This is a genomic window from Elioraea tepidiphila DSM 17972 (genome assembly GCF_000378465.1).
In the GTDB taxonomy this organism is placed as follows: Bacteria; Pseudomonadota; Alphaproteobacteria; order Acetobacterales; family Acetobacteraceae; genus Elioraea; species Elioraea tepidiphila.
The window spans coordinates 48,558-72,073 of the sequence record NZ_KB899924.1; the positions used below are offsets into that span (position 1 = coordinate 48,558).

18 protein-coding genes are annotated in these 23,516 nt (G+C 71.6%); 10 read left to right on the forward strand and 8 right to left on the reverse strand.

The genetic code is table 11. The annotated features are described in order from the left end of the window. Window positions 1–179: 179 nt before the first annotated feature. The 5 genes from hemE to F563_RS0112665 all read left to right on the forward strand — a co-directional run bounded on the left by hemE (window position 180) and on the right by F563_RS0112665 (window position 5,431). On the forward strand, window positions 180–1,226 hold the full coding sequence (hemE, locus tag F563_RS0112645) for a uroporphyrinogen decarboxylase (protein ID WP_019015043.1): 1,047 nt from the start codon (window positions 180–182) through the stop codon (window positions 1,224–1,226). 59 nt (window positions 1,227–1,285) lie between these two features. Next, window positions 1,286–2,413, forward strand: coding sequence for a ferrochelatase (hemH, locus tag F563_RS0112650; RefSeq protein WP_019015044.1), 1,128 nt, complete (start codon window positions 1,286–1,288; stop codon window positions 2,411–2,413). A 287-nt stretch (window positions 2,414–2,700) separates the two neighbouring features. Further along, window positions 2,701–4,128, forward strand: a complete 1,428-nt coding sequence (locus tag F563_RS0112655; protein WP_019015045.1) for a LutB/LldF family L-lactate oxidation iron-sulfur protein — start codon at window positions 2,701–2,703, stop codon at window positions 4,126–4,128. After that, a complete protein-coding gene (locus F563_RS0112660) occupies window positions 4,128–4,847 on the forward strand; it encodes a LutC/YkgG family protein (RefSeq protein ID WP_019015046.1) in 720 nt (239 codons plus the stop codon). The genes F563_RS0112655 and F563_RS0112660 overlap by 1 nt, the downstream gene beginning before the upstream one ends. Further along, on the forward strand, window positions 4,847–5,431 hold the full coding sequence (locus F563_RS0112665; protein WP_019015047.1) for a Smr/MutS family protein: 585 nt from the start codon (window positions 4,847–4,849) through the stop codon (window positions 5,429–5,431). Before F563_RS0112660 ends, F563_RS0112665 begins: the two co-directional genes overlap by 1 nt. 54 nt (window positions 5,432–5,485) lie before the next feature. On the opposite strand, the gene F563_RS0112670 is transcribed toward F563_RS0112665, so the two are convergent. The 3 genes from F563_RS0112670 to F563_RS0112680 form a co-directional block, all read right to left on the reverse strand. Then, window positions 5,486–6,454, reverse strand: a complete 969-nt coding sequence (locus tag F563_RS0112670) for a Bug family tripartite tricarboxylate transporter substrate binding protein (RefSeq protein WP_026299550.1) — start codon at window positions 6,452–6,454, stop codon at window positions 5,486–5,488. Between the two features lie 88 nt (window positions 6,455–6,542). Beyond that, the gene (gene hemN, locus F563_RS0112675; protein WP_019015049.1) at window positions 6,543–7,946 is read right to left on the reverse strand and encodes an oxygen-independent coproporphyrinogen III oxidase; all 1,404 of its coding nucleotides are present in this window, start codon (window positions 7,944–7,946) and stop codon (window positions 6,543–6,545) included. Then, window positions 7,943–8,842 (reverse strand): LysR substrate-binding domain-containing protein, encoded by a 900-nt coding sequence (locus tag F563_RS0112680; protein WP_019015050.1) that lies wholly within the window; start codon window positions 8,840–8,842, stop codon window positions 7,943–7,945. The genes hemN and F563_RS0112680 overlap by 4 nt, the downstream gene beginning before the upstream one ends. Window positions 8,843–9,048: 206 nt before the next feature. Between F563_RS0112680 and F563_RS0112685 the strand changes: the two genes are divergently transcribed. Then, window positions 9,049–9,285, forward strand: a complete 237-nt coding sequence (locus F563_RS0112685) for a DUF1127 domain-containing protein (RefSeq protein ID WP_019015051.1) — start codon at window positions 9,049–9,051, stop codon at window positions 9,283–9,285. A 66-nt stretch (window positions 9,286–9,351) separates the two neighbouring features. Next, window positions 9,352–9,801 carry a VOC family protein gene (locus F563_RS0112690; protein WP_019015052.1) on the forward strand — a complete coding sequence of 150 codons (450 nt, stop codon included), beginning with the start codon at window positions 9,352–9,354 and terminating at the stop codon, window positions 9,799–9,801. A 3-nt stretch (window positions 9,802–9,804) separates the two neighbouring features. On the opposite strand, the gene F563_RS0112695 is transcribed toward F563_RS0112690, so the two are convergent. Further along, window positions 9,805–11,427: an amidohydrolase gene (locus tag F563_RS0112695; protein WP_019015053.1), complete on the reverse strand. Its 1,623-nt coding sequence runs from the start codon at window positions 11,425–11,427 to the stop codon at window positions 9,805–9,807. Next, window positions 11,424–12,731, reverse strand: coding sequence for an NAD(P)/FAD-dependent oxidoreductase (locus F563_RS0112700; RefSeq protein ID WP_019015054.1), 1,308 nt, complete (start codon window positions 12,729–12,731; stop codon window positions 11,424–11,426). Before F563_RS0112700 ends, F563_RS0112695 begins: the two co-directional genes overlap by 4 nt. A 77-nt stretch (window positions 12,732–12,808) precedes the next feature. Between F563_RS0112700 and F563_RS0112705 the strand changes: the two genes are divergently transcribed. After that, window positions 12,809–13,927 (forward strand): extracellular solute-binding protein, encoded by a 1,119-nt coding sequence (locus tag F563_RS0112705; protein WP_019015055.1) that lies wholly within the window; start codon window positions 12,809–12,811, stop codon window positions 13,925–13,927. A 72-nt stretch (window positions 13,928–13,999) separates the two neighbouring features. Here F563_RS0112705 and F563_RS0112710 read toward each other — a convergent pair whose 3' ends face one another. Then, window positions 14,000–14,773, reverse strand: coding sequence for an ABC transporter ATP-binding protein (locus F563_RS0112710; RefSeq protein WP_019015056.1), 774 nt, complete (start codon window positions 14,771–14,773; stop codon window positions 14,000–14,002). Between the two features lie 102 nt (window positions 14,774–14,875). Between F563_RS0112710 and F563_RS0112715 the strand changes: the two genes are divergently transcribed. Then, window positions 14,876–15,655, forward strand: a complete 780-nt coding sequence (locus F563_RS0112715) for an ABC transporter permease (protein ID WP_019015057.1) — start codon at window positions 14,876–14,878, stop codon at window positions 15,653–15,655. A gap of 18 nt (window positions 15,656–15,673) precedes the next feature. Further along, window positions 15,674–16,684 carry an ABC transporter substrate-binding protein gene (locus F563_RS24005; RefSeq protein ID WP_019015058.1) on the forward strand — a complete coding sequence of 337 codons (1,011 nt, stop codon included), beginning with the start codon at window positions 15,674–15,676 and terminating at the stop codon, window positions 16,682–16,684. 22 nt (window positions 16,685–16,706) lie between these two features. On the opposite strand, the gene F563_RS24010 is transcribed toward F563_RS24005, so the two are convergent. Together F563_RS24010 and F563_RS0112730 are read right to left on the reverse strand one after the other, a co-directional pair. Further along, complete coding sequence (locus F563_RS24010; protein ID WP_019015059.1) at window positions 16,707–23,036, reverse strand: PAS domain-containing protein; 6,330 nt, start codon at window positions 23,034–23,036, stop codon at window positions 16,707–16,709. Continuing rightward, window positions 23,036–23,476 carry a response regulator transcription factor gene (locus F563_RS0112730; protein WP_019015060.1) on the reverse strand — a complete coding sequence of 147 codons (441 nt, stop codon included), beginning with the start codon at window positions 23,474–23,476 and terminating at the stop codon, window positions 23,036–23,038. The genes F563_RS24010 and F563_RS0112730 overlap by 1 nt, the downstream gene beginning before the upstream one ends. Window positions 23,477–23,516 lie beyond the last annotated feature (40 nt).

Below are 23,516 nucleotides of genomic sequence, written 5' to 3' on the forward strand. Positions count from 1 at the left end.
CGCGGGGATCAAGGGCATGGCACGCCGGAACCGGCGCCCGGAGCCCGCCCGAAGCCACCATCGCCCTGTGGACCGCTCTGTGGATGGCCTCGGGCCGACCGTGGTTCCCCATGATCCACAACATCTACCACTGTCACCACACTTCTCTTTTTAGGATCGAACAGTCAGGGTGTCTGTGCATGGAGACGACGACGATCACCCGTAAGCCGTTCCTCGCCGCGCTCTCGGGCGAGGTCGTGCGGCCAGCGCCGATCTGGCTGATGCGCCAGGCCGGCCGCTACCTGCCGGAGTACCGGGCCGTGCGGGCGCGCGCGCCCGACTTCCTCCGGTTCTGCCTGACGCCGAAGCTCGCGACCGAGGTCACGCTGCAACCGATCCGGCGCTTCGGCTTCGATGCGGCGATCCTGTTCAGCGACATCCTGGTGCCGCCTTACGCGCTCGGCCATGGCGTACGCTTCGAGACCGGCGAGGGGCCGGTGCTCGACCGCGTGACTGGTGCCGCGCAGGTCGAGGCGCTCGATCTCGCTCGGGCGCGCGAGGTCTGGGCGCCGGTGATGGAGACGGTCCGGCGCCTGCGCGGTGCCTTGCCGCCGGCGACCGCGCTGATCGGTTTTGCCGGCGCGCCGTTCACCGTGGCGGCCTACATGGTCGAGGGTGGCGGGTCGCGCGACTTCGCCGAGACGAGGCGGATGGCCTTCGCCGAGCCCGCCCTGTTCGGCGCGCTGGTGGCGCGACTGGAGGAGGCGACGATCGACTACCTGTCCGCCCAGGCCGAGGCCGGTGCCGAGGCGCTGATGCTGTTCGATTCCTGGGCCGGTGTGCTCTCGCCCGGGCAGTTCCGGCGCTGGGTAGTCGCCCCGACCGCGCGCATCGCGGCCGCGCTACGGGCGCGTTTCCCCACCGTGGGGCTGATCGGGTTCCCGCGCGGCGCCGGGCCGATGCTCCGCGCCTATGCCGAGGCGGCCGGCGTACAGGCGGTCGGCATCGACACGGCGATGCCCGCATCCTGGGCGGCGCGGGAGCTGCCGGCAGGGATGCCAGGCCAGGGCAACATCGATCCGATGGCGCTGGTCGCTGGTGGTGATGCCCTCGCCGAGGAGGTGCGCTCGCTGATGCAGGCGGTCGCGGGCCGGCCCTGGATCGTCAATCTCGGGCATGGGATCGTGCCGCAGACGCCGCCCGAGCATGTGGCCGCGCTGGTCGAGATGGTCAGGTCTGCGGCGTGACGGGCTGGACGCACGGGCAGCTGATCCCACTTCCGGCGAACGAGTAAGAGGTGGCGCCTATGGAGACTGCGACGACGCTCGAGCTGATGGACCGGCCGAAGCCGGCGCGGGCCAGCCCGCGCGTGGCGATCGTGCTGTTCAACCTCGGCGGACCGGACCGGATCGAGTCCGTGCGCCCGTTCCTCTACAACCTGTTCTCCGACCGCGCGATCATCCGCGCGCCGGCGCCGATCCGGCAGGTGCTGGCCTGGCTGATCACCCGCAAGCGGCTGGCGCCGGCGACCGAGAACTACGAGATCCTGGGCGGGAAGTCGCCGCTGCTCGAACTGACCGAGGAGCAGGGGCGCGCGCTGGAAGCGGCACTCGCGCCCGAGATGACCGCCAAGTGCTTCATCGCCATGCGCTACTGGCATCCGATGAGCGACGAGGCGGCGCGCGCGGTCAAAGCGTGGGGACCGGACGAGGTGATCCTGCTGCCGCTTTATCCGCAGTTCTCGACCACCACTACCGGATCGTCGCTGGATGCCTGGCGTGAGGCGGCCGCCCGCGCGGGGCTGGTCGCGCCAACCCGGGTGGTCTGCTGCTACCACTCCGATCCCGCCTTCGTCGGCGCGACCGCGGCGATCGCGCGCCGGGCCTACGATGACGCGCGGGCGGCGCTCGACCCCGCGGTCCCGCTGCGCGTGCTGTTCAGCGCGCACGGCCTGCCGGAGAGCATCGTCAAGGCGGGCGATCCCTATCAGTGGCAGGTGGAGCAGACGGTCGCCGCGGTGGCCGCGGCCATGGACGTGCCCGAACTCGACCACGTGGTCTGCTACCAGTCGCGCGTGACGCCGCAGGTTTGGATCGGCCCTTCGACCGAGGACGAGCTCAGGCGGGCGGGCGCGGACAAGGTGGCCGTCCTCGTGGTCCCGATCGCCTTCGTTTCCGAGCACAGCGAGACCCTGGTGGAACTCGACGTCGAGTACCGCGAGGAGGCCGAGCAGTTCGGCGTGCCGGGGTATTTCCGCGCGCCCGCGCAGAACAGCGACGCCGGGTTCGTCGCCTCGCTCGCAGCACTGGTACGGCGCGCGCGGGGGAGCGATCGGAGCCTGTGCAGTTTCCGCGGCGCGCGCACGTGTCCGAAGGTTCATGGCGATTGTCCGCATGCCACGCGGGGGTTTGTGACCGCCAAGGCAACCGTGTAGAGGCGGGGGGCCGCAAGGCCCCCCGCCCCCCCCCCCCCCCCCACCCCCAGGCCAACGAGGCGCGCAGCGCACTTCGGTAGCGGAGGGGGGTCTGGGGGGACCACCGTGGTCCCCCAGTGTTTTCTTCACGCCCTTGCCGGCTGCGCCGCAAGGCCCCCCGCGCCCCCCCTGGAGGGCGCCCCTCCCGGTGGTCGGGGCGCGGGCCGCGACCAACGGAAGCGCCCCCCGGATGCAGGGGGGTGTGGGGGACCAGCGTGGTCCCCCGCACGTTGCTTCAAGGATTGCTCATGCTGACCACCTCGCCCGCCTTCAAGCAGAACGCCGCCCGGGCTCTCAACGATCCGGGGCTCCAGAAGGCGCTCGCCAACGTCAAGCCGCGCTTCATCGAGAAGCGCGCCAAGGGTGTGGCCACACTCCCCGAGTTCGAACGCTTCCGCGAGATCGGCCGCGACCTGAAGAACCACACGATCGCGCATCTCGACTTCTACCTCGACGCCTACGCGCGCGCGGTCGAAGCCCAGGGCGGTCACGTGCACTGGGCCGAAACGGCGGAGGACGCTCGGCGCATCGTGCTCGAGATCTGCCGCTCGGTCGGGGCGAAGACCGTCACCAAGGGCAAGTCGATGATCTCCGAGGAGATCGCGCTGAACGAGCACCTCGAGGCGGCCGGGATCCAGCCGGTGGAGACCGATCTCGGCGAGTACATCCTCCAGCTCCGCAAGGAGCCGCCGAGCCACATCATCGGCCCGGCCTTCCACCTGAACCGCGAGGACTGGATCGAAGCCTTCAAGAAGAGCCACACGAAGCTCCCGGCGGACCGTGTGTTCAGCGAGCGGCGCGACCTGATGGCGGAGGCACGCGAGGTGCTGCGCGACCGCTTCCTCGCCGCTGATGTCGGCATCACGGGTGCCAACATGCTGATCGCCGAGACCGGCAGTTCCGTGATCGTGACGAACGAGGGCAACGGCGATCTCACCCAGACCCTGCCCAAGGTGCACATCGCGCTCGCGAGTATCGAGAAGGTCGTGCCGACGCTCGAGGATGCCTGTGTGATCCTGCGCATGCTCGCGCGCAGCGCCGTCGGCCAGGACTTTTCGACCTACGTCACCTTCTCCACCGGCCCGCGCCGCCCCGAGGACCGCGACGGGCCGGAGCAGTACCATGTCGTGCTGCTCGACAACGGCCGTTCCAACATGGTCGGCACCGAGTTCCAGGACATGCTGCGCTGCATCCGCTGCGCGGCCTGCATGAACCACTGCCCCGTCTACGGCTCCGTCGGCGGGCACAGCTATGGCTGGGTGTATCCCGGTCCGATGGGCTCGGTGCTGACGCCCTCGCTGATCGGCGTGGACAAGGCGGGGCATCTGCCCAATGCGTCCACCTTCTGCGGCCGCTGCGAAAGCGTCTGCCCGATGAAGATCCCGCTGCCGAAGATGATGCGGCACTGGCGCGAGCGCGAGTTCGAGCGGCATCTGACGCCGGGTGCCGCGCGCATGGGCCTCGGACTCTGGGCCTGGTTCGCCAAGCGGCCCGGCGTCTATCGCCTGAGCACGCGGCTCGCGATGCGCGCGCTCGGCCTGCTCGGCCGGCGCCGCGGTCGGTTCTCGTGGCTGCCGCTCGCCAAGGGCTGGACGGCGGGACGCGACATGCCCGCGCCGGAAGGCGAAACATTCCACGCTCGCTACGCACGGTTGAAGCGCCAGGGTCTCGTCTGATGGAGCAGGGAGCCGACGCACGCGCGCGTATCCTCGGCCGCATCCGGCGGGGGCTCAGGCGCGACGCGCTGCCCGACAGCATCGCCGCGGGCCTGCTTGACCGCCTGAAGGCGCATCCGCGCAACCTCGTGCCCGAGCGCGGGCGCACGCCGCGCGAACGGCGGATCGAGACCTTCGTCGCCGAGCTCGAGAAGGAGTACGGCACGGTCGCGCGCGCGGCCTCGGAGGCCGAGATTCCCTGCCTGATCGCCGAGTATCTCGCGCAGCGCAACCTGCCGGCCGAGCTTCGCGTTGCGCCCGATCCCCTGTTGGAACGACTGCCGTGGTCGGACCGGCCGATGCTGCGCGTCGCCTTCGGCCGCGCCGAACCCACCGATCCGGTCTCGGTGACACCCTGCTTCGCTGCGGTCGCGGAGACCGGGACGATGCTGATGCTCTCCGGCCCGGATCACCCGACCACGCTGAACATCCTGCCCGACACGCACATCGTCGTGCTGCGCGCGAGCCGCATCGTCGGCGGCTACGAGGACGCGTTCGACCTGATCCGCGCCGATCGCGGCGCCGCGGGCAGCACGCCAATTGGCACGACGTTCATGCCGCGCAACGTCATGATGATCACCGGCCCGTCGCGCTCGGCCGATATCGAGCAGACGCTCGAACTCGGCGCGCACGGCCCGCGCCAGCTGCACGTGATCCTGCTGGAGGACGAGGTCCCCTGATGCGCCCGCCGCGCGGCCGCATCCCGCCCGCGCGACGCCGCCGGACGGTGACCGAGGAGGAGGCGTCGCTCTGGCGCCGCTTCGTCGCCGCCGCGGGCATCACGCCGCTGCGGCCGGAGATCCCTCCCCCCGACGGACCCCCGCAGCGGCCGGAGACGGCACCCGAAGACGCCACGGCGCTCGCCATCCCGCGCGCGGCGGAGCGGAGCATGGTGAGGTCAGCGCCGCAACCGCCCCCCGACCTCGCCATCGGCGTCGCCCCCGGCGGGCTCGACCGCAAGCGCTGGGACGATCTCCGCCGCGGCCGCACGCGGCCGGAACGCACGCTCGATCTGCACGGGCGCCGCGCGGATGACGCCCACGACGCCGTGCGCCGCTTCGTGCTCGGCGCGCAGGCCGAGGGGCTGCGCTGTGTCGCCATCGTGACCGGCAAGGGCACGGGCGAGACCGGTGGCGTGCTCCGGCGGGAGCTGCCGCACTGGCTGAACGCGCCGCCCCTGCGCGAGATCATCCTCGCGCTCGCGCATCCGCATCGCGCCAATACGGGCGCGGTGCACCTGCTGTTGCGACGGAAGAAAACCTGAGCCCGGGGGGCCTTGCCTCCCCCGGACCCCCTCATGGACCCGCGACCCGTCGGGCTACTCCGCCTTGGCCCCGACCGCGCGCGCGATGGTGCGCCACTTGGCGATCTCGGCGGCCTGGAACCGTCGCAGCTCCTCGGGCGTCGAGGCGATCGGCTCGGCGCCCAGGCCCAGCAGACGCTCGCGGATCTCGGGCTCGCGCAGCACCGCCACCAGCGCGGCGTTCAGCGCAGCGACCGTCTCGGGCGGCGTGCGCGCCGGGGCGAACACGCCATGCCATGCCGTCCCCGAGACCCCCGGATAGGTCTCGGCGACCGTCGGCAGCTCGGGCAACAGGGCCGACCGCTCCGCTCCGGCGATCGCGAGCGCACGCACCGCACCCGCGCGCACATGCGGCAGCAGCGATGGCACATCCGCGAACACCGCGTTGATGGTTCCGGCGACCAGGTCGATCAGCATCGGCCCGCCGCCGCGGAACGGCACATGCTCGAGCCGCGCCCCGGTCTCGCTCTTCAGCATCTCCGTCAAGAGATGCGGCAGGCTCCCCGAGCCGGCCGAGCCATAGGTCAGATGCTGCCCGGGCTGCTTCGACAGCTCCACCAGCTCGCGCACGTTCCGCGCCGGCACCGACGGATGCACGACCAGCATGAAGGAAATGGCGCAGGCGAGCGTCACGGGGGCGAAATCCGCCACCGGATCATAGGCCATCCGTTCGTAGATCGAGACATTGATCCCGTGCGTGGCGATGTTGCCCCAGACGATCGTCGACCCGTCGGGCGCGGCCTGCGCCACCGCCGCCGAGCCGATCATTCCCGACGCGCCCGTGCGGTTCTCGATCACCACCGCACGGCCGAGGCGTTCGGCCAGGCGCGGCTGTACGATCCGGCTCACCAGATCGACCGAGCCGCCCGGCGGGAACGGGACGACGATGCGCAAGGGGCGCGTCTCCTGCGCGCGCGAGGGCACGGCGATCGCAACCGCGGGCGCCGCGAGCAGCGCCCGCCGGCCCAATCTCATCGGGCTCATCCTCGTTCCCTCCGCAGGCTGCGGCGCCGTCCCGGGCGCCGTCAGGTCTGCGTCAGGCTAGGAGGGCAAGCGCGCGCGGGCAAGGTGCTCATACGGCGCGCGCGTGCCGCACCGCTCCGGGATCGAGATGACGGTCGAACACCGCGGCGATCGCGCGCAGGAACGGCCGGCCGCGAGACGTGACGGTGATGCGCCAGCCTTCGCGTTCCAGCAGCCCGTCCTCCGCCATCGCATCGAAGCGCGCCAGCGCGTCGGCGAACCGGCCGGGGGTCTCGCCATGCGCGCGGCAGATCGCGCCGATGTCGAGGCTCATGTCGCACATCAGCCGCTCGATCAGCGCCGCGCGCAGTCGGTCCTCGGCGTCGGGCTCGATGCCGCGCACGATCGGCAGCCGCCCGGCGCGCACCGCCTCGCGCCACTGCGGCACCGCCGGCGCGCTCTGCGCGTGGCCCTGCGGCAGCGACGAGATCGCCGACGCGCCGAGGCCGATCAGCACCGGCGCCCTGTCGTCGGTGTAGCCTTGGAACGTGCGCCGGAGCCGCCCCTCCTGCGCGGCCACCGCCAGCGGATCGTCCTGTCGCGCCGCATGGTCGAGCCCGATCGCCACGTGCCCCGCCGCGGTGAACACGGCGAGGGCGGCGCGGAACTGCGCCAGCCGGTCGGCGCCGCCAGGCAACGCGGCCTCGTCGATCAGCCGCTGGTGGCGCTTCATCCACGGCACATGCGCATAGCCGAACAGCGCCACCCGGTCGGGATTCAGTGCCAGCGCCTGGCGGGCGGTGCGCGCGACCGACAGCTCGGTCTGGTGCGGCAGGCCATACATGAGGTCGAGATTGATCCGGTCGATCCGCGCCCCGCGCAGACGCGCGACCACATCGGTCACCATCTCCAGCGGCTGGATGCGGTTCACGGCCTTCTGCACGACCGGGTCGAAATCCTGCACGCCGAGCGAGACCCGCGTCACGCCGGTCTCGGCGAGCGCGCGCACCATGCCGGGCGCGAGCGTGCGCGGATCGAGCTCGACCGCGATCTCCGCATCGGGTTCGATCGCGAAGGCGCTGCGCAGCGCGGCATCGACGCGCCGCCACTGCACCGCGCCGAGCACGGTCGGCGTGCCGCCGCCCCAGTGGATGTGCGCGACGCGGTGCCGCGCCCCGATCGCGGCGCGCCAGAGCGCGATCTCCTCGATCAGGTCGTCGACATACGCCTCGACCGGCGCGGCGCGGTTCACCACCACGGTGTTGCAGCCGCAGTACCAGCACATGCGGCGGCAGAACGGCACGTGCAGGTAGAGCGACAGCGTCGCGTCCTCCGGCAGCGCGGCGAGCCACGCGCGCACGGTCGCCTCCGTCACGCCGGGGTGGAACTGCACCGCCGTCGGATAGGAGGTGTAGCGCGGCAGGCGCCCGTCCCAGCGCGCGATCAAGGTCGCGTCGTCGACCATCGCGGCACGGTCGCGCCGCGCCGGCAGGGTCGCATTGAGCGAGGTCAAGCGGCGGGTGCGACGATCCCCTCGCTCACGGCTTCGGCATGGAACGAGGCGCTGATGTGCCGGCCGAGCGCATCCGCGATCGGCTGGCGCGCACCGGGCGCGATCGCGAGTGCGATCGCGAAGCCCGGCAGGGGCGGCAGGCCCTCGGCGCGGCCCAGCATGCGCAGTCCCGCGGGCAGCGTGCAGGGCGTGCAGACCGTCAGCGCCAACCCCGCGAGCACCGCCGCGAGCTGGCCGGTCTGGCTGTTGCTGCGATAGGCGACACGGTAGGCGCGGCCCGCCTCCTCGAGCGCGCGCTCCGCGCTGCGCCGCCACGAGCAGTTGACATGGCTCAGCGCCAGCGGCAGCGGATCGCGCCGGTGAACGTCCGGGTGATCCTGCGAGCCGACCCAGAGCAGCGGCCCCTGCCAGACGATCTCGGCCTTCTCCGGCGCGCAGCCGACCGTCAGCAGGGAAAGGTCGATGGTGCTGCGGTCGAGCCGCTCGCGCAGATCCTCGGACGGCTCGCAGAGCACCTCCACCTCGACATCGGGATGGGTGGCGGCGAAACGGGCGAGGATGTCCGGCAGATAGCGTGTGGCGTAATCGTCCGGTGCGCCGATGCGCACCGTGCCCGAGAGGCGCGGTGCGCGGAAGGCGCCGACGATCTCGTCGGCAAGGTTCACCACCCCGCGCGCGCGGGCGAGCAGGAACTGGCCGTGCTCGGTGAGTTCGGTGCGGCGGCCGTTGCGGTGGAACAGCGGCTTGCCGAGCAGCTCCTCGAGCCGGCGCATCTGCATCGACACGGCCGACTGGGTGCGGCCGACCACGGCCGCCGCGTGCGTGAAACTGCGCCCATCGGCGATCAGCACGAAGGTGCGCAGCAGATCGGTATCCAGGCCGGTCGGAGCGTTCATGGGTGCCTCATCGAGCCATGAGTATCCCTGATCGGCTGGATCACTTCAATGCGTTTCCCTGATGTATTAGCCGGCGCCATTCTTCGTCCGTGGCCGCATCGCCGGCAGCCGGTTCGGACCCAGGATGCTTCGGGCGCAATCCGCGAGACGCCCTGCCGCGCCGGCTTCGCGACGATGCGGCCACGCCAACCCGAAGGAGTGACCCGATGTCCGCCCGCACCGTCTGCCGCCCCCGCGTCGCCAGCCCGGCCGTGCCGTCGCTGGCCGGCCTCTGGGACGGTCTGCGCCGCGCCTGGGTCGCGCATCGCACGCGTCGCCAACTGCGCGAACTGGACGACCATCTGCTGCGCGATCTCGGCCTGTCGCGGGCGGATGTCGCGCGCGAGGTGAGCCGTGCACCCTGGGATCTCGATCCCGTGCAGCGGGGCCGCGGCACGGCGTGAGCGCCGCTGGCGGGCGCCCTGCCGCGCACGGCAGGATGCGCCCGCCAGAGGATCGAGGAGCGCAGGATGGGAACCGCGATGCCGACCGTGATGCCGTATCTCACCGTCGCCGACGGCGAGGCCGCCCTCGCCTTCTACAGTGAGGCGTTCGGCGCGCGGCCCGGGCTTCGCCTCGATGACCCGTCGGGCAAAGTCGCGCACGCCGAGTTCCGTATCGGCGCGGCGCTGGTGATGCTGTCCGAGCCCTGGCCCGACATGGGCATCCGCGACCCACGTGCGATCGGCGGTTCGCCGGTGACGATCGCGGTGACGGTGGACGACGTCGACGCAACGGTCGCGCGTGCCGAAGCGGCCGGGGCACGCGTGCTGCGTCCGCCCTCGGATGAGTTCTACGGCCACCGCGCGGCGCGGATCGAGGATCCGTTCGGTCATGTCTGGTACGTATCGAGCGTGCGCGAGGTGCTGGACGACGCCGAAATCCTGCGCCGCTGGCAGGCGATGGTCGCGGCGGCGTGAGGCTCAGGCGGCGAAGCGCAGTTCGCCGCCGACCAGGGTCATCGCGGTCCGAACATCCTTGAGCCCGCGCGGCTCGATCGCGAACGGATCGCGGTCGAGCACCGTGACATCCGCAAGCTTGCCGATCTCGAGAGATCCTTTCGACGCCTCCTCGCGCCCCGACCAGGCGCCGAGCAGCGTGTAGGCGCGGATCGCCTCGCTGACGGTGACGGCCTCGCTCCTGTCGAGATCGCCGCCCGTGTCAGTCTCGCGGTTCACCATGGCGTGGATGGCGGTCCAGGGGTTCATGGTGCAGACCGCGAAGTCGGAGTGCGCGGGGGCGGGCACGCCGGCGTCGATCAGCGTGCGGTGGGGCCACATGTGGCGCATCGCCGCCTGTCCGCGATTGGCGATGTAGGCGTCGCCCAGCTCCCACATGAAGCCCGTGGCCGAGGAATCGACCACGCCGAGCGACCGGAGCCGCGACAGGATCGGTGGCGTGACGTAGCAGCAATGCTCGACGCGCATGCGATGATCCGCCATCGGGTGCGCGGCGAGGGCGGCCTCGATCGCATCGAGCGCGAAGTCGATGCCGCGGTCGCCGACCCCCTCGATCATAACGAGCAGCCCTGCCCTGTGCGCTGCGGTTGCGCGCGCGGCGAGATCGGCCGCGTCGTAGAGCAGCATGCCCGTGTTCGGCACCGGCTCGCCCGGGATCGGCGTGCCCACATAGGGCTCCCAATAGGCGGCGGTGCGTCCGGAAGTGGAGCAGTCCGGGCACCACTCGACGCCGATCACGCGCAGATCGTCATCGCCGAAGCCGGTGCGGATGCCGGACGCGATGAAGGCCTCGACCAGCCCGTCCTCGCGCCCCGAGACGATGATGCCAGTGCGCACCGCGAGCGTGCCGTCGCCCTTCATGCGCTGATAAGCGCGGATCGCCTTGGACGGCGTGAGGCTGTTGTAGACGCTGGTGATGCCATGGCGCAGGCAGTGCGCGTGCACCTCGCGCATCCCGCTCGCGATATCGGCCTCGCGGTCCTGGTCGTGGATCGCGTTCAGGAAGACGTGCGCGGCGGTCTCCCGCACGAGGCCGGTGAAGCGGCCGGTCTGTGGATGGCGATCGAACCGTCCGAACGGCGGATCGGCCGCGTCGGCGGGAATCCCGCAGGCGGCAAAGGCGGCGGAGTTCGCGAGCCCCAGATGCCCGTCGGTGCGCAGGATGAACAGCGGACGCCCGCCCGAGGCCGCATCGAGCTCGTCCAGCGTCGGATAGCCGCCGGACTTGTTCTCGTTCAGCCGATAGCCGGCGAACCAACGCCCCGGCGGCAGCGTGGCGCAGCCGCGCGCGATCACCTCGAGCAGGGTCGCGCGGTCGGGGATGACCGAGGGTTCGAGCAGGCGCCAGCGCGCGAGCCGGATCGCGTAGGCGTCGGGATGGGCATGGCTGTCGACGATGCCGGGAATCGCGCGCCGCCCCTCCAGGTCGAGCACGCGCGTCCCCGCCCCGGCGAGGTCGCGCATCGCTGCCGTGCTGCCGCGCGCGACGATGCGGCCGGCGTGCACGGCGAGCGCCTCCACCTCCGTGCCGGCCGCGTCCATGGTGGCGATGCGGCCGTTCAGCACGACCAGGTCGGGCGCGATCATGCCGCCAGCCGATCGAACCGGTCGCGCGCGCGGTAGTAGGCGCCGACGATCGGCAGGAACCAGGGCCTCCCGGCATAGAGCGGCAGGGTCGGGAACGGCATGTCGTCGAACGCGGTCTCGCTGTTCGCCGCCCCCGCGATCTTCAGCGCGACCCGATGGCCGAGCCAGGTCTGCATCGCCACCCCGGAACCCTGGCAGCCGACCGCGTAGTGTATCCCCTCATGCACGCCGAGATGCGGCAGGAAGTCGAAGGTGAAGGCGACATTGCCGGTCCAGGAATGCGTGATGCGCACGTCGCGCAGTTCGGGAAACACCTCGGTCATGAAGCCGTGCAGCACGGGCGCCGCCTGCTCGGGCGAGGTCGGGCCGAAGCTCGCGCGACCGCCCCAGAGCACCCGCGTGAAGGTCGGATCGGGGCGGAAGTAGTTCAGCACGCGACGGGAGTCGCTGATCATGCGCCGCGTCGGGAACAGCCGCGCCATGGTCTCGGCCGGCAACTCCTCGGTCGCGATGATGTAGGAGCCGACCGGGATCAGCCGGCGCGCGAGCCAAGGCGTCGCCTCGCCGGTATAGCCGTTGGTCGCGGCGAGCAGCGCGCGGGCGGCGAGCGTGCCGCGCTCGGTCGTGAGCCGGAACGTCTCGCCCTGCCGCGCGATCGCCGTGACGCGCGTGCGGTCGATCAGGACCGCGCCGGCGCGCGCGGCGGCGCGCGCGAGGCCCTGCACATAGAGCGCGGGATGCAGCGACCCGGCGGCCTCCACCACCATGCCGCCGCGGTAGTGCCCGGTGCCGAGCTCCTCGCGCGTCCGCTCGGGCGGCACCATGCGCACTTCGCCGCCGGTGATCTCTGCGAGCCAGTCGGCACGTGCGGCCATCGCGTCCCAGTGCTTGCGCGTCCAGGCGGCGACGAAGCGGCCCGAACGACGGTAGTGGCAGTCGATCTCCTCGCGCGCGATCGTCTCTTCCAGGAAGCCGAACGAACCGGCCGCCTCGCGCACCAGGCGGTCGGCACGCTCGCGCCCGAGCCTCGCCGCGAGATCGTCGGAGGCGATCTTCAGCGCACCGGACACCATGCCGCCGTTGCGCGAGGAGGCGCCGAAGCCGATCGGCTCCATGTCCAGCACGACCGGCTGGTGGCCGAGCCGCGCGAGCGTCAGGGCCGCCGACAGGCCCGTGTAGCCGCCGCCGATGATCGCCACCTCCGCCTCGCCCGGCAGGTCCACGGGCGGTGCGGCGACCGGTTCCGCCGCCTCCCACCACCAGGGCCTCGCCTTGAACCCAGGCGCGAACAGCCGAGCGTTCAAGACCCTCTCCTTTCCATCATGAACCGGCGGTATGATCCTGTCGGGGAATGCCGTCACGCAAGAGGGAGAGCGGTACCATGAGCGGCGAAGCGCAGAGCTTCCACCAGGATTGCATCGTGCTGGCGAACGAGCTGTGGCGGCGCGGCCGGGTCGATCGCCGGACGTTCCTCGCGGGGATGGCGGCACTCGGTGTGGTGCCGGTCGCGGCGCGTGACGCACGCGGCCAGGCCGCGCGCGAGATCACCATGGTGAACTGGGGCGGCATCGCCAACCAGGCCTTCGGACGCTTCTACGGCGAGCCCTTCATGGCCGAGAACCCGGGCTGGCGCGTGGTGCAGGACAGCTCCGGCCCGTCGCTCGGGCGCATCCGCAGCCAGGTCGAATCCGGCCGCGTGACCTGGGATCTGTGCGACAGTTCCGGCAGCTCCTCGATCCAGCTCGGCGGGCTCAACCTCGTCAACCGGATCGACTACTCGATCGTACCGCGTGATGTGGTGATCGATCCGGCCTTCACGCTCGAGTTCGGCGCCGCACCGTACTCGTTCAGCTCGGTGCTGGTGTACGACAAGTCGAAATTCGCCGAGGCGCCGAAGGGCTGGGCCGATTTCTGGGATCTGCGCAAGTTCCCAGGGCGGCGCCTGCTGCGCCGCGACGCGCTGACCAGCCTCGATGCGGCGCTGATGTCGATGGGCCGCACCAAGGAGAACCTCTACCCGATCGATGTGCGCGCGGCGCTGGCGCGCATCCGCGAGATCCGCCGCGAGCTGCTGTTCTGGACCTCGGGATCGGAGAGCGAGAACATCATGCGCACCGGCGAGGCGGTCATGGGGCTGCTCTGGCACACCCGCGCCAAGGTGCTGCACGAGGAGACGCAGGGGCGCATCACCTGGACCTGGGACCAGGGCATCCTGCAGCAGGGCATCTTCGTCATCCCCCGCGGCAATCCGGCCGGCGAGATGGCGCAGCGCTGTCTCGCCTCGATGCTCTCCAAGCCCGATCCGCAGGTGGGCCTGCTCCAGTTCCTCGGCAACGGCCCGACGCACAAGGAGGCGGCGGCGCGCGTGCCGGAGAACTACCGCATCTTCAATCCGACCGATCCGGCCAACGCCGCGAGGCAGGTCGTGATCGGCACGTCGTGGTGGGGCGAGAACTACATCCGCACCAACCAGGACTATCTCGACGAGATCAGCACCTGAACGTCCGGATCGGCCGGGCCTTCACCTGTTCCCTCTCCCGCGCGGGAGAGGGAACCTGCGGCGCGAGTCCGGTCAGCCGAGGCCGAGCAGCGCGTAGATCCGCCGCGCGTACTCGCCGAATTCCGGCGTGGTCTTGAGCGCGAGCGTGCGCGGCTGCGGCAGGCTGACCGCGATGTCGTCGGCCATGCGTGCAGGCCCGGCGGTCAGGACGACCACGCGGTCGCCGAGGAAGACGGCCTCGGCGATGCCGTGCGTGACGAACAGGATCGTCGCGCCGGTCTCGGCGCGGATGCGCAGCAGTTCGAGGTTCATCCGCTCGCGCGTCAGCGCGTCGAGCGCGCCGAACGGCTCGTCCATCAGCAGCAGCCTCGGCCCGTGAATCAGCGCGCGCGCGATCGCCGCGCGCTGCTGCATGCCGCCCGAGAGCTCGGACGGATATTTCTCCTCCGTTCCGGCGAGGCCGACCAGCCGGAGCAGGTCGCGCGCCCGCTCGCGCGCCGCGCGCGCCGGCAGGCCGAGAATCTCCGCCGGCAGCAGCACATTGCCGAGCACCGTGCGCCACTTCAGCAGCAGCGCCTGCTGGAACACCATGCCGATGTCGCGCGCCGGATCGAACGGAACCCCGGGCGCGCCCACCGTCACCTCGCCGCCGTCATGGCCGTGCAGCCCGGCGACGATCTTCAGCAGGGTGGTCTTGCCGCAGCCCGACGGACCGACGAGCGACACAAGCTCCCCGGCGCGCACGTCGAACGTGGCCTCCGACACGGCCAGATGCTCCACGCCGCCCACGCGATAGATCTTGCGCACGTCGCGCAGCCGGATCAGCGGCGGCCCGGTCTCCTCCATGGCAACAGTCTTGCGGGACGGTGCGGCGCCCGCAAGACGCATTGCCGGGCGCCCGGACGCGCGGTAGCGTGACGCTGGCGCAACAGGGGGAGCGGGCCCATCGTGATCGCCCGGGCGTGGCGGATCGTGTCGTGGTATCTGCCGAGCGCGCTGGCGCTGACCGCACTGTTTCTCGCCTGGCATTTCGGCGTCGTGCTCTCGGGGGTGAAGGCATTCATCCTGCCGGGGCCGCTCGATGCGCTCGCCGCTCTCGCCGATGCGCGCTACCAGTGGGGCACGAACCTGGAGGCGACGCTGCTCGCGGTCGCGGGCTCGTTCGTCGCCTCGGCGATCCTCGGCATCCTGCTCGCGGTGGTCGTGGTCTGGCATCCGGTGCTGGAGCGCACCGTGCTGCCGCTGCTGGTGCTGTTCAACACCCTGCCGAAAATCGCACTCGCGCCGGTGTTCCTGCTCTGGCTCGGCTACGGGATCGTGCCGAACATCGTGATCGGCGTCACGGTCGCGTTCTTTCCGGTGGTGATCAACACGGCCGTCGGGCTCAAGGCGGTGGAGCCGGATCTGCTCGACCTCGTGCGCGTGATGCGCGCCGGCAAGCTTACGGTGCTGCGGCGCATCCGCTTTCCCTCGGCGCTGCCCTACATCTTCGCCGGCCTGAAGATGAACGCCTCGATGTCGGTGGTGGGCGCGATCGTCGGCGAGTTCGTCGCCTCCGAACGCGGGCTCGGCGCGGTGATCCTCGCCGCCGGGGTGACGCTCGACACCGCGGGCATCTTCGCCTCGCTGATCCTGATCTCGGTCGTCGGCCTCGGCGCCTATGCGCTCGTGGTCGTGGCCGAACGGCTTGCCATGCCGTGGGAGCATCGCCGCCCCGCCACGGCCTGAACACGGGAAGGACACGTCATGACCACACGCCGCACCCTCATCCGCGCCGCCGGGCTCGGCGCGCTCGCCGCCCCCGTCATCGGCCGGACAGGCTTCGCCCAGCCGCGCAAGGTGACGCTCCAGCTCAACTGGTTTCCCTCGGCCGATCACAGCCCGCTGTTCCTCGCCAAGGCGCGCGGCTGGTACGCCGAGGCCGGGATCGATCTCACCATCCAGCGCGGCCAGGGCTCGGCGGATACGGTGCAGCGGGTCGAGATCGGCCAGGCCGAGTTCGGCCAGGCCGACACGCCGACCATCATCACCGGGGTCGGGCGCGGCGCCTCGCTTCAGGTGATCGGCATCGTGCTCGACAAGGCCGGCAACAACGCCTTCTTCAAGAAGGACAGCGGCATCACGAAGCCCGCCGATCTCGCCGGCAAGAAGGTCGCGCTGCCGCCAGGCGACTCACATCGCGTGCTCTGGCCGGCCTTCGCGCGCGCGAACGGGCTGAGCCCCGAAGCGATCACCATGGTCAACGTCCGCCCCGAGGGCAAACAGGCCGCGGTCGCGACGGGGCAGACCGAAGTCAGCTTCGACCAGTACACGGGCTATCCGCTCTGGGAGAAGACGCTCGGCAAGGGCAATGTCGGCAACCTGCTCTGGGCCGATTACGGCCTGCAGCTCTACGGCTTCGCGTATTTCGCCAAGCCCGCCTTCCTCGCCGCGAACGGCGATCTCGCGCGGGGCTTCCTGCGCGCGACCTATCGCGGCTGGGCGGCCGCGCAAGCGGACGCCGCCGCCGCGGTCGATGCGCTCGCCAACGAGGTCGGCGCCGGGATCGACCGCGCCGCCCTGCTGGAGGCGGTGCCCTACGTCATGGATCTCGCGATCACCGAACGGTCGCGCGCGAACGGCATCGGCTGGATCGACGAGGCGCTGATGGCGAAGACGGTCGAGATCACGCTGACCGCGCAGACCCTGCCGAATGCGCCGTCCGCTTCGGCCATCGGGACGAACGCGTTCAACCCGAAGGTGATGCCCGCGGCGTAGCGGTCGGGACGCATCGCGGCGGTCACTTCGCCGTCGCCTGCGCCGCACGCAGCGCCGCGGCGAGCGCGTCGAGCAGATCGGCGCGGCTGAACGGCTTGCGCAGCTGCGGCACCACGACGTCGCCGGCCACGGAGTCGTCGAAGCCGGTCATCAGCACCACCGGCAGTCCCGGACGAAGCGCGCGCGCCTCGGCGGCGAGCCCGTGCCCGTCCAGCCTTCCGGGCATGCGGATGTCGCTCAACAGCAGGTCGATCCGCACGCCATAGCGCAGCAGCGCCAGCGCGGCATCCGCATCGGCCACCGCGCTCACCTCCATGCCCGCCTCGCGGCAGAGGCGCTCGACCAGTGCGCGCAGCGGCGCCTCGTCCTCGACCACGAGCAGCCGGACGCCGGCCAGCACCGCGTGGTCGGCCGCGCGCAACACATCGATGCCGGCCTCCTCCTCGGCGATCGGCAGCCAGAGCGTGACCGTGGTGCCCTCGCCCTCGGTGCTGTCGATGCGCACCTCGCCGCCCGACTGGCGCGCGAAACCATAGACCATCGCCAGCCCGAGCCCGGTGCCCTTGCCCGCACCCTTGGTGGTGAAGAACGGTTCGAAGGCGCGCGCCAGCACCTCCGGCGCCATGCCCTGGCCCTCGTCCTCGACCGCGATGCGCACATGCGCCGTCGCCGCGAGCCCGGCCGCGGCCGCCTCCTCGGCCGACGCGCGGCCGGCGCGGATCGTCACCTGCCCCCCCTCCGGCATGGCGTCGCGCGCGTTCAGCACCAGGTTCACGAGCGAGGTCTCGAGCTGCGCGGCATCGACCAGGGCCGGCGGCGTGTCGGCGGCGACCTCGGTGCGCAGCACGATCCGTCCGCCGAGCGCGCGCCGGAGCAGCGCGTCGAGTCCGCCGACCAGCGGCGCGAGCGGCACCGGCGCCGGCCGCAGCGACTGCCGCTGCGCGAAGGCCAGCAGGCCGCGCGTCAGCTTCGCCCCCTGCCCGACCGCGTGCAGCGCCGCTTCGGTCAGCTCGCGCGCCTCGCCGTCGGCGACGAGCTCGTGCACGAGCTCCAGGTTCAGGCCGATCACCGACAGCAGGTTGTTCACGTCATGCGCGATGCCGCCGGTCAGCTCGCCCAGCGCGTTCAACCGTTGCGCCCGCTCGAGCCGTTCCTCCTGCTGGATGCGTTCGGTGATGTCGGTCGAGACGCCGACGAGCGCGACCGGCATGCCGTCGGGGCCGCGCTCCAGCCCCACGGAGGAGCTGCGATGGCGGAGCGAGCCGTCCGGCCGGCGGATGCGATAGACGACGTTCGCCTGCTCGCCCGTCGCGGCCACGCGCTCGAGCGTGGCCCGCACGATCGCCTGGTCCTCCGGCGGCATCAACCCCAGCACCGAGTCGACGCTGGAGGTGAAGGTGTTCGGATCGACGCCGATCTGGTCGTAGATCGCCTCGCTGAGCTCGAACGCGTCGCCGCCGATGGGCAGGCGCCAGAAGCCCAGCCCCGCGACGCGGCCGGCATCGGCGAGCTGGCGCCGCTGGCGGTCCAGCCGTTCGCGCGCCTCGACCTCCTCGGTCACGTCCTGGGTGATCCCGAACACGGCGATCATGCCGTCGCTGCCGCGCTCCATGCCCGAAGCGTTGCGGATCCAGCGATAGCCGCCGTCGGGGCGGCGCACCCGGACAGTGACCGTCTGGGCCTCGCCGGTCTCGCGCAGTCTTGTCCGGCTTGCCTCCCACAGGGCGATATCATCGGGGTGCAGCCGCTCCGTGATCATCGCATTGGTCGGCACGACGCTGCCCGGTTCGAAGCCGAACTGCCGGTAGACCTCGTCCGACCAGGTCACCACGTCGCTGTCCAGTCTGCGGCCCCAGAAGCCGAGACGGGCGACGCGGCCGGCATCGGCCAGCAGCCGGTCCTGGTGACGCAACCGCTCGGTCGCCTCGATCTCGGCGGTGACGTCCTGGGCGATGCCATAGATGGTCACGACGCCGTCTGCGGTGCGCTCCATGCCCACCGAATCGCGGATCCAGCGCCAGCTCCCATCGCCCTGGCGGACGCGCACGGTGACCGTCTGGTTCTCGCCGGTCTCGTGCAGCCGCGCGCGGGCCTGCTGCCAGACCGGAACGTCGTCGGGATGCAGCCGCGCGCGGATCAGGGCGAGCGTCGGCACGACGCCGCCGGGCTCGAATCCGTAGAAGCGATACATCTCCTCGGACCAGACGACGGTCTCCTCGTCGAGGCGGCGACGCCAGAAGCCCAGACGCGCGACGCGGCCGGCATCGCCGAGCAGTTTCTCGCGCTGGCGCAGCTGCTCGGCGGCCTCGACCTCCTCGGTGACGTCCTGCGACAGCCCGGTGACGGCGATCTTCCGTCCGTCGGCGTCGCGTTCCAGGCCGGCAACGATACGGATCCAGCGCACCGTGCCGTCCGGGCGGCAGACGCGGAACGTCACCGTCTCGCTCTCGCCGGTCTCGACGATGCGCCGCCCGGTCGCTTCCACCCGCGGGAGGTCGTCGGGATGCATCAGCGCGCGATAGGCGCCGACATCCAGCGGCCCGCTGTCGAGGGGCAGGCCGAACTGGCGCAGCTTCTCCTCGGTCGCCACCATCTGCGTGCCGTCGAGCGCGCGGCGGTAGAAGCCGATATGCGCGACCCGACCGACCTCGCGCAGCCGGCGCGCTTGCTCGGCGATCTGCTCGCGCGCCTCGACCTCCTCGGTCACATCCTGGGCGACACCGACCACGGCGACCGGCGTGCCGTCGGCGCGCCGCTCAAGCCCGGCGACGACGCGGCGCCAGCGCACCTGCCCGTCGGCGCGGATCAAGCGGTAGGTATGATCGCGGGTTTCGTTCCCTTCGCGGACGCGGCTCATCCACGCCCGGAGCGCGTCGCGGTCCTCGGGATGCACCATCGCCATCACGGCGTCCCGCGTCGGCGTGAAGGTCGCGGGATCGACGCCGAAATCGCGATAGATCTCCTCCGTCCAGGTGGAGGGACTGCCATCCAGCGGGCGGCGGTAGAAGCCGATCCGGCCGATCCGGCGCGCGGCATCGAGGAACTGCTGCTGGCGTTCGAGCTGCTCGCGCCGCTCGACCTCCTCGGTGACGTCCTGGCTGACGCCGACCAGCCCGATCGGCGCGCCGTCGGGACCGCGTTCGAGGCCGCTGGTGGCCCGACGCCAACGCACCGTGCCGTCGGGACGGATGATCCGGAACGTGACGGCGCCACTCTCGCCCGTTTCGAACAGGCGGGCCGCGGCGGCATCGATCACCGCCAGGTCGTCGGGATGCGCCATCGCCCGCACGGCGGCCCGCGTCGGTACGAAGCTCGCCGGATCGACACCGTAGCCGGCGTAGATCTCCTCGGTCCAGGTGTAGGTGTCGCTGTCGATCGCGCGCCAGTAGAAGCCGACATGGCCGATCCGGCGCGCCGCTTCCAGGTAGCGCTGCTGCCGCTCGAGCTGCTCGCGGCCGGCGAGCTCGCCGGTGACGTCCTGGGTGACGCCGATCAGCGCGACCGGCACGCCTTCGGCGTTCCGCTCCAGTCCCGAGACCGCCCGGCGCCAGCGCACGCTGCCATCGGGGCGGATGATCCGGAACGTCGTGGTCGCGCCCTCGCCGGTGCGGCGCAGATGCTGGCCGGCCTCGATCACCGCCTGACGATCGTCGGGATGGATCATCGCGAACACGCGCGCGCGCGTTGGCACGAAGGTCGCGGGATCGACGCCGTATTCCTCGAACAGCGTTTCGGTCCAGGTGTATTCCTCGCCGTCCAGCGGCAATCGCCAGTAGTTGAGCCGGCCGATCCGGCGCGCGGCTTCGAGGAACTGCTGCTGGCGCTCGCGCTGCTCGCGTGCCTCGACCTCCTCGGTGACGTCCTGGAACAGGCCGGAAACGGCCGTGGGGCTGCCGTCCAGGGCACGTTCAAGCCCTATCGTCGCGCGCAGACGGCGGACGGCGCCATCCGGGCGGATGATCCGATAGGTGAACGTCACCGTTTCGCCGTTATCCAGCACCCGTTGCCGCGCTCGCTCCTGCAGCTCGGCATCGTCGGGATGAAGGCGGGCGTGCAGCGTCGCGAACTCGACCGGCTCGGCGTCCTCGAGGCCGTACTGGCGGCGGAACTCGTCGTTGCAGTCGATCGCGCCGGTGGCGAGGTCGCGGCGGTAGAATCCGATCCGCGCGATCCGCCCGGCCTCGGCGATCAGCCGCTCCTGCCGCGCCAGGCGCTCGGTCGCCAGGCGCTGTTCGGTGATGTCCTGGCTGATGCCTGAAACGGCGACCGGCGTGCCGTCGGCATCGCGTTCGAGCGCGATCGAGACCCACCGGTAGCGGATCTCGCCGTCGGGACGGCGGATGCGATAGACGGCGCCGCCGGGCTCGCCGGTCTCCCACACCCGTTCGGCGGCGGCACGGGTCGCCTCGCGGTCCTCGGGCAGGATGCGCTGGTAGAGCGCCTCCAGCGTCGGCACGAAGGTCTCGCGCGTCTCGCCCATCTGTCGATAGACCTCGTCGGTCCATTCCAGGACCTCCGAGCCCTTGCGCAGGCGCCAGAAACCAAGCCCGGCAGCCCGCCCGGCCTCGGCGAGCTGGAGCTGCTGCTGGGTGAGCGCGGCATGCATCCGCTCGCGGTCGGTGATGTCCTGGCTGACGCCCGAGAGCGCGATCACGCGACCTGCGCCGTCGCGCTCGACGCCGGTCAGCGACCAGCGCACGCGCAGTGCGCCGTCGGCGCGGCGGAACCGGTAGATGTAGGACTCGCTCTCGCCGGTCTCGCGCACGCGCCGCAGCGTCTCGGCCACGCGCTGGCGGTCCTCGGGCTCGATCATCGCCAGGACCGCATCGACCCGCGGCTGGAAGCTGAGCGGATCGACGCCGAACTGGCGGTAGCTCTCGGAGCTCCACTCGAACCGATCGGCATCGACGGGCAGGCGCCAGAAGGCGAGGCCGGCGATCCGCACGGCATCGGCGATCTGGCGCTCCTGGCGGGAAAGCCGCTCGCGCGCCTCGTGCAGTTCGGTGATGTCGGTGATCGTGCCGTAGACCGGGCCGTCGCCGTTCGCCGCCTTCACCTGGATCGCGCGGTCCTCGATCCACCGCACGGTCCCGTCGCGAGCGACGATCCGGTAGACGTGGCACCAGCCCTGCGCGAGGTCCACGCCGCGGTACGAGCGCTGCAGCGCGTCGCGGTCATCGGGATGGGTCACCACTTCCCGCCAATAGAACGGACGCGATTCGAGTTCCGCGATCGTGCGCCCCGTCAGGCGTGCCGCCGCCGCGCCGCGGTATCGGGTGGCTTCCAGTCGGCGGGGCCGCAGCCACAGCACGATACCGAGCGAATCCGCGATGGTTCGCATCTCGCCTTCCCGTGATTCGAGGTCGGCGAGCGCATCGTCGAGCCGCACAATCGTGCGCGACAGCCGCACCGCGAGCAGCACCAGGGCCGCCGCCAGCAGCGCACCGGCAAGGCTGACGGGCACGGCGGTGCGCGCCCAGGCGGCGACCACGGCCGCGCGCTTGAGCCCCGCCAGCACGACGGCGCGCCCGCGGTCGACCATGTGCCAGGCGGCGAGGAAGGCCTCGCCGTCGCTGGCGCGCACGGTCCGGAACAGGCCAGTTGGCGGCGGATCGGCATGGCCGAGCGCCTCCGGCAGCGCGAACACGTCGGCCTCGCGCGGCAGGCCGGATGAAGCGGGTCGCTGCTCCAGCAGCACCCCGTCGCCGCGCAGCAGGATGACGACGACGCTGTCCGGCAAATCGGTGGGCGGCAGCAGGCCGCGCCCCTGGACGATCGGCAGGATCGCCGTGACGACGCCGGCGAACGCGCCGTCGGCGTCGAACAAGGGCCTGCCGAGCGCGATGATCGCCTGATCCCGGACATTGCCGAGCAGGCCGAGATAGGGCGGGCTGATCGACAGGCGTGGCGCCGGGTCGGCCGCGATCGGCGCGAACAGCGGCCGGTCGGCGAGGCTCACGCGCTCGGTGCGATCGGGCGGCACGCGCGAGGTCGCGACCAGCCCGCCCGCCCGGTCGAGCACGACGAAGGCATTGGTGTCGCGGCTGAGGTCGCGGGTCTCGACCAGGGCGGCGTGGAGGGCGGCGCGATGGTCGGGATCGTCGAGGCGGCGCGGGTCGATCCGCGCCGCGAGCCCCATCAGGGCGAAATCGATGCCCTCGATGCGTCGGGAGACCGCCTCGGCGGTCCCTGCGGCGAGAATGCGGGCGCGGTTGGCGTTGGCGTCGAGCTCGCTCTGGAGGTTCTGCCCGAGCAGCACCGCCACCCCGGCGAGCAGCACGGCGCCGATCCCGGCGGCGATCCAGGGCAGGGCGGAGGCCAGCCGCCTCGCCCGCCGGGACGCCTCGCGCATCACGATGCCGGCGGAGGCCCCGACGCCTGGTGGAGGAAGCTGCGCAGGGCAGACGCCGCGAACGGCTTGGGCTGGGTGCTGACGCGCGTGAGCCCGCTGCGCTCGGCCGTCTGCAACGCGAGCCGGAGCAGCGTGTCGCCATAGCCGGACATGATCAGCACCGGCGCGTCGCGCGAGGTGGCGGCGAGGCGGCCGAGCACGTCAAGCCCGCTGCCCTCGGCCAGCATGCAGTCGACGATCGCCGCGTCGGGACGGACGGTCTCCAGCGCCTCGACGAACTGCGCCGTGTCCACGCAGGTATGCACCACCCAGCCCTCGGCCTGGGCGACCGTCGCCACCACGCGGGCGAGGGCGGGGTTGTCCTCCAGCAGCAGCAGCTGCGACGCCTTCCCATTGGCGGGAGCAGCGGGCGGTGTCGTGGCGGTGGTCGGGGTTGCCATCAGCAAGTCACCATCACGAAAACGGCCAAGGACTATCACT

Coding starts and splice junctions, on each gene's coding strand:
- hemE (WP_019015043.1), top strand. CDS start 180: ATGGAGACGACGACGATCACCCGTAAGCCGTTCCTCGCCGCGCTCTCG.
- hemH (WP_019015044.1), top strand. CDS start 1,286: ATGGAGACTGCGACGACGCTCGAGCTGATGGACCGGCCGAAGCCGGCG.
- F563_RS0112655 (WP_019015045.1), top strand. CDS start 2,701: ATGCTGACCACCTCGCCCGCCTTCAAGCAGAACGCCGCCCGGGCTCTC.
- F563_RS0112660 (WP_019015046.1), top strand. CDS start 4,128: ATGGAGCAGGGAGCCGACGCACGCGCGCGTATCCTCGGCCGCATCCGG.
- F563_RS0112665 (WP_019015047.1), top strand. CDS start 4,847: ATGCGCCCGCCGCGCGGCCGCATCCCGCCCGCGCGACGCCGCCGGACG.
- F563_RS0112670 (WP_026299550.1), bottom strand. CDS start 6,454: ATGAGCCCGATGAGATTGGGCCGGCGGGCGCTGCTCGCGGCGCCCGCG.
- F563_RS0112680 (WP_019015050.1), bottom strand. CDS start 8,842: ATGAACGCTCCGACCGGCCTGGATACCGATCTGCTGCGCACCTTCGTG.
- F563_RS0112685 (WP_019015051.1), top strand. CDS start 9,049: ATGTCCGCCCGCACCGTCTGCCGCCCCCGCGTCGCCAGCCCGGCCGTG.
- F563_RS0112690 (WP_019015052.1), top strand. CDS start 9,352: ATGGGAACCGCGATGCCGACCGTGATGCCGTATCTCACCGTCGCCGAC.
- F563_RS0112695 (WP_019015053.1), bottom strand. CDS start 11,427: ATGATCGCGCCCGACCTGGTCGTGCTGAACGGCCGCATCGCCACCATG.
- F563_RS0112705 (WP_019015055.1), top strand. CDS start 12,809: ATGAGCGGCGAAGCGCAGAGCTTCCACCAGGATTGCATCGTGCTGGCG.
- F563_RS0112710 (WP_019015056.1), bottom strand. CDS start 14,773: ATGGAGGAGACCGGGCCGCCGCTGATCCGGCTGCGCGACGTGCGCAAG.
- F563_RS24005 (WP_019015058.1), top strand. CDS start 15,674: ATGACCACACGCCGCACCCTCATCCGCGCCGCCGGGCTCGGCGCGCTC.
- F563_RS24010 (WP_019015059.1), bottom strand. CDS start 23,036: ATGCGCGAGGCGTCCCGGCGGGCGAGGCGGCTGGCCTCCGCCCTGCCC.
- F563_RS0112730 (WP_019015060.1), bottom strand. CDS start 23,476: ATGGCAACCCCGACCACCGCCACGACACCGCCCGCTGCTCCCGCCAAT.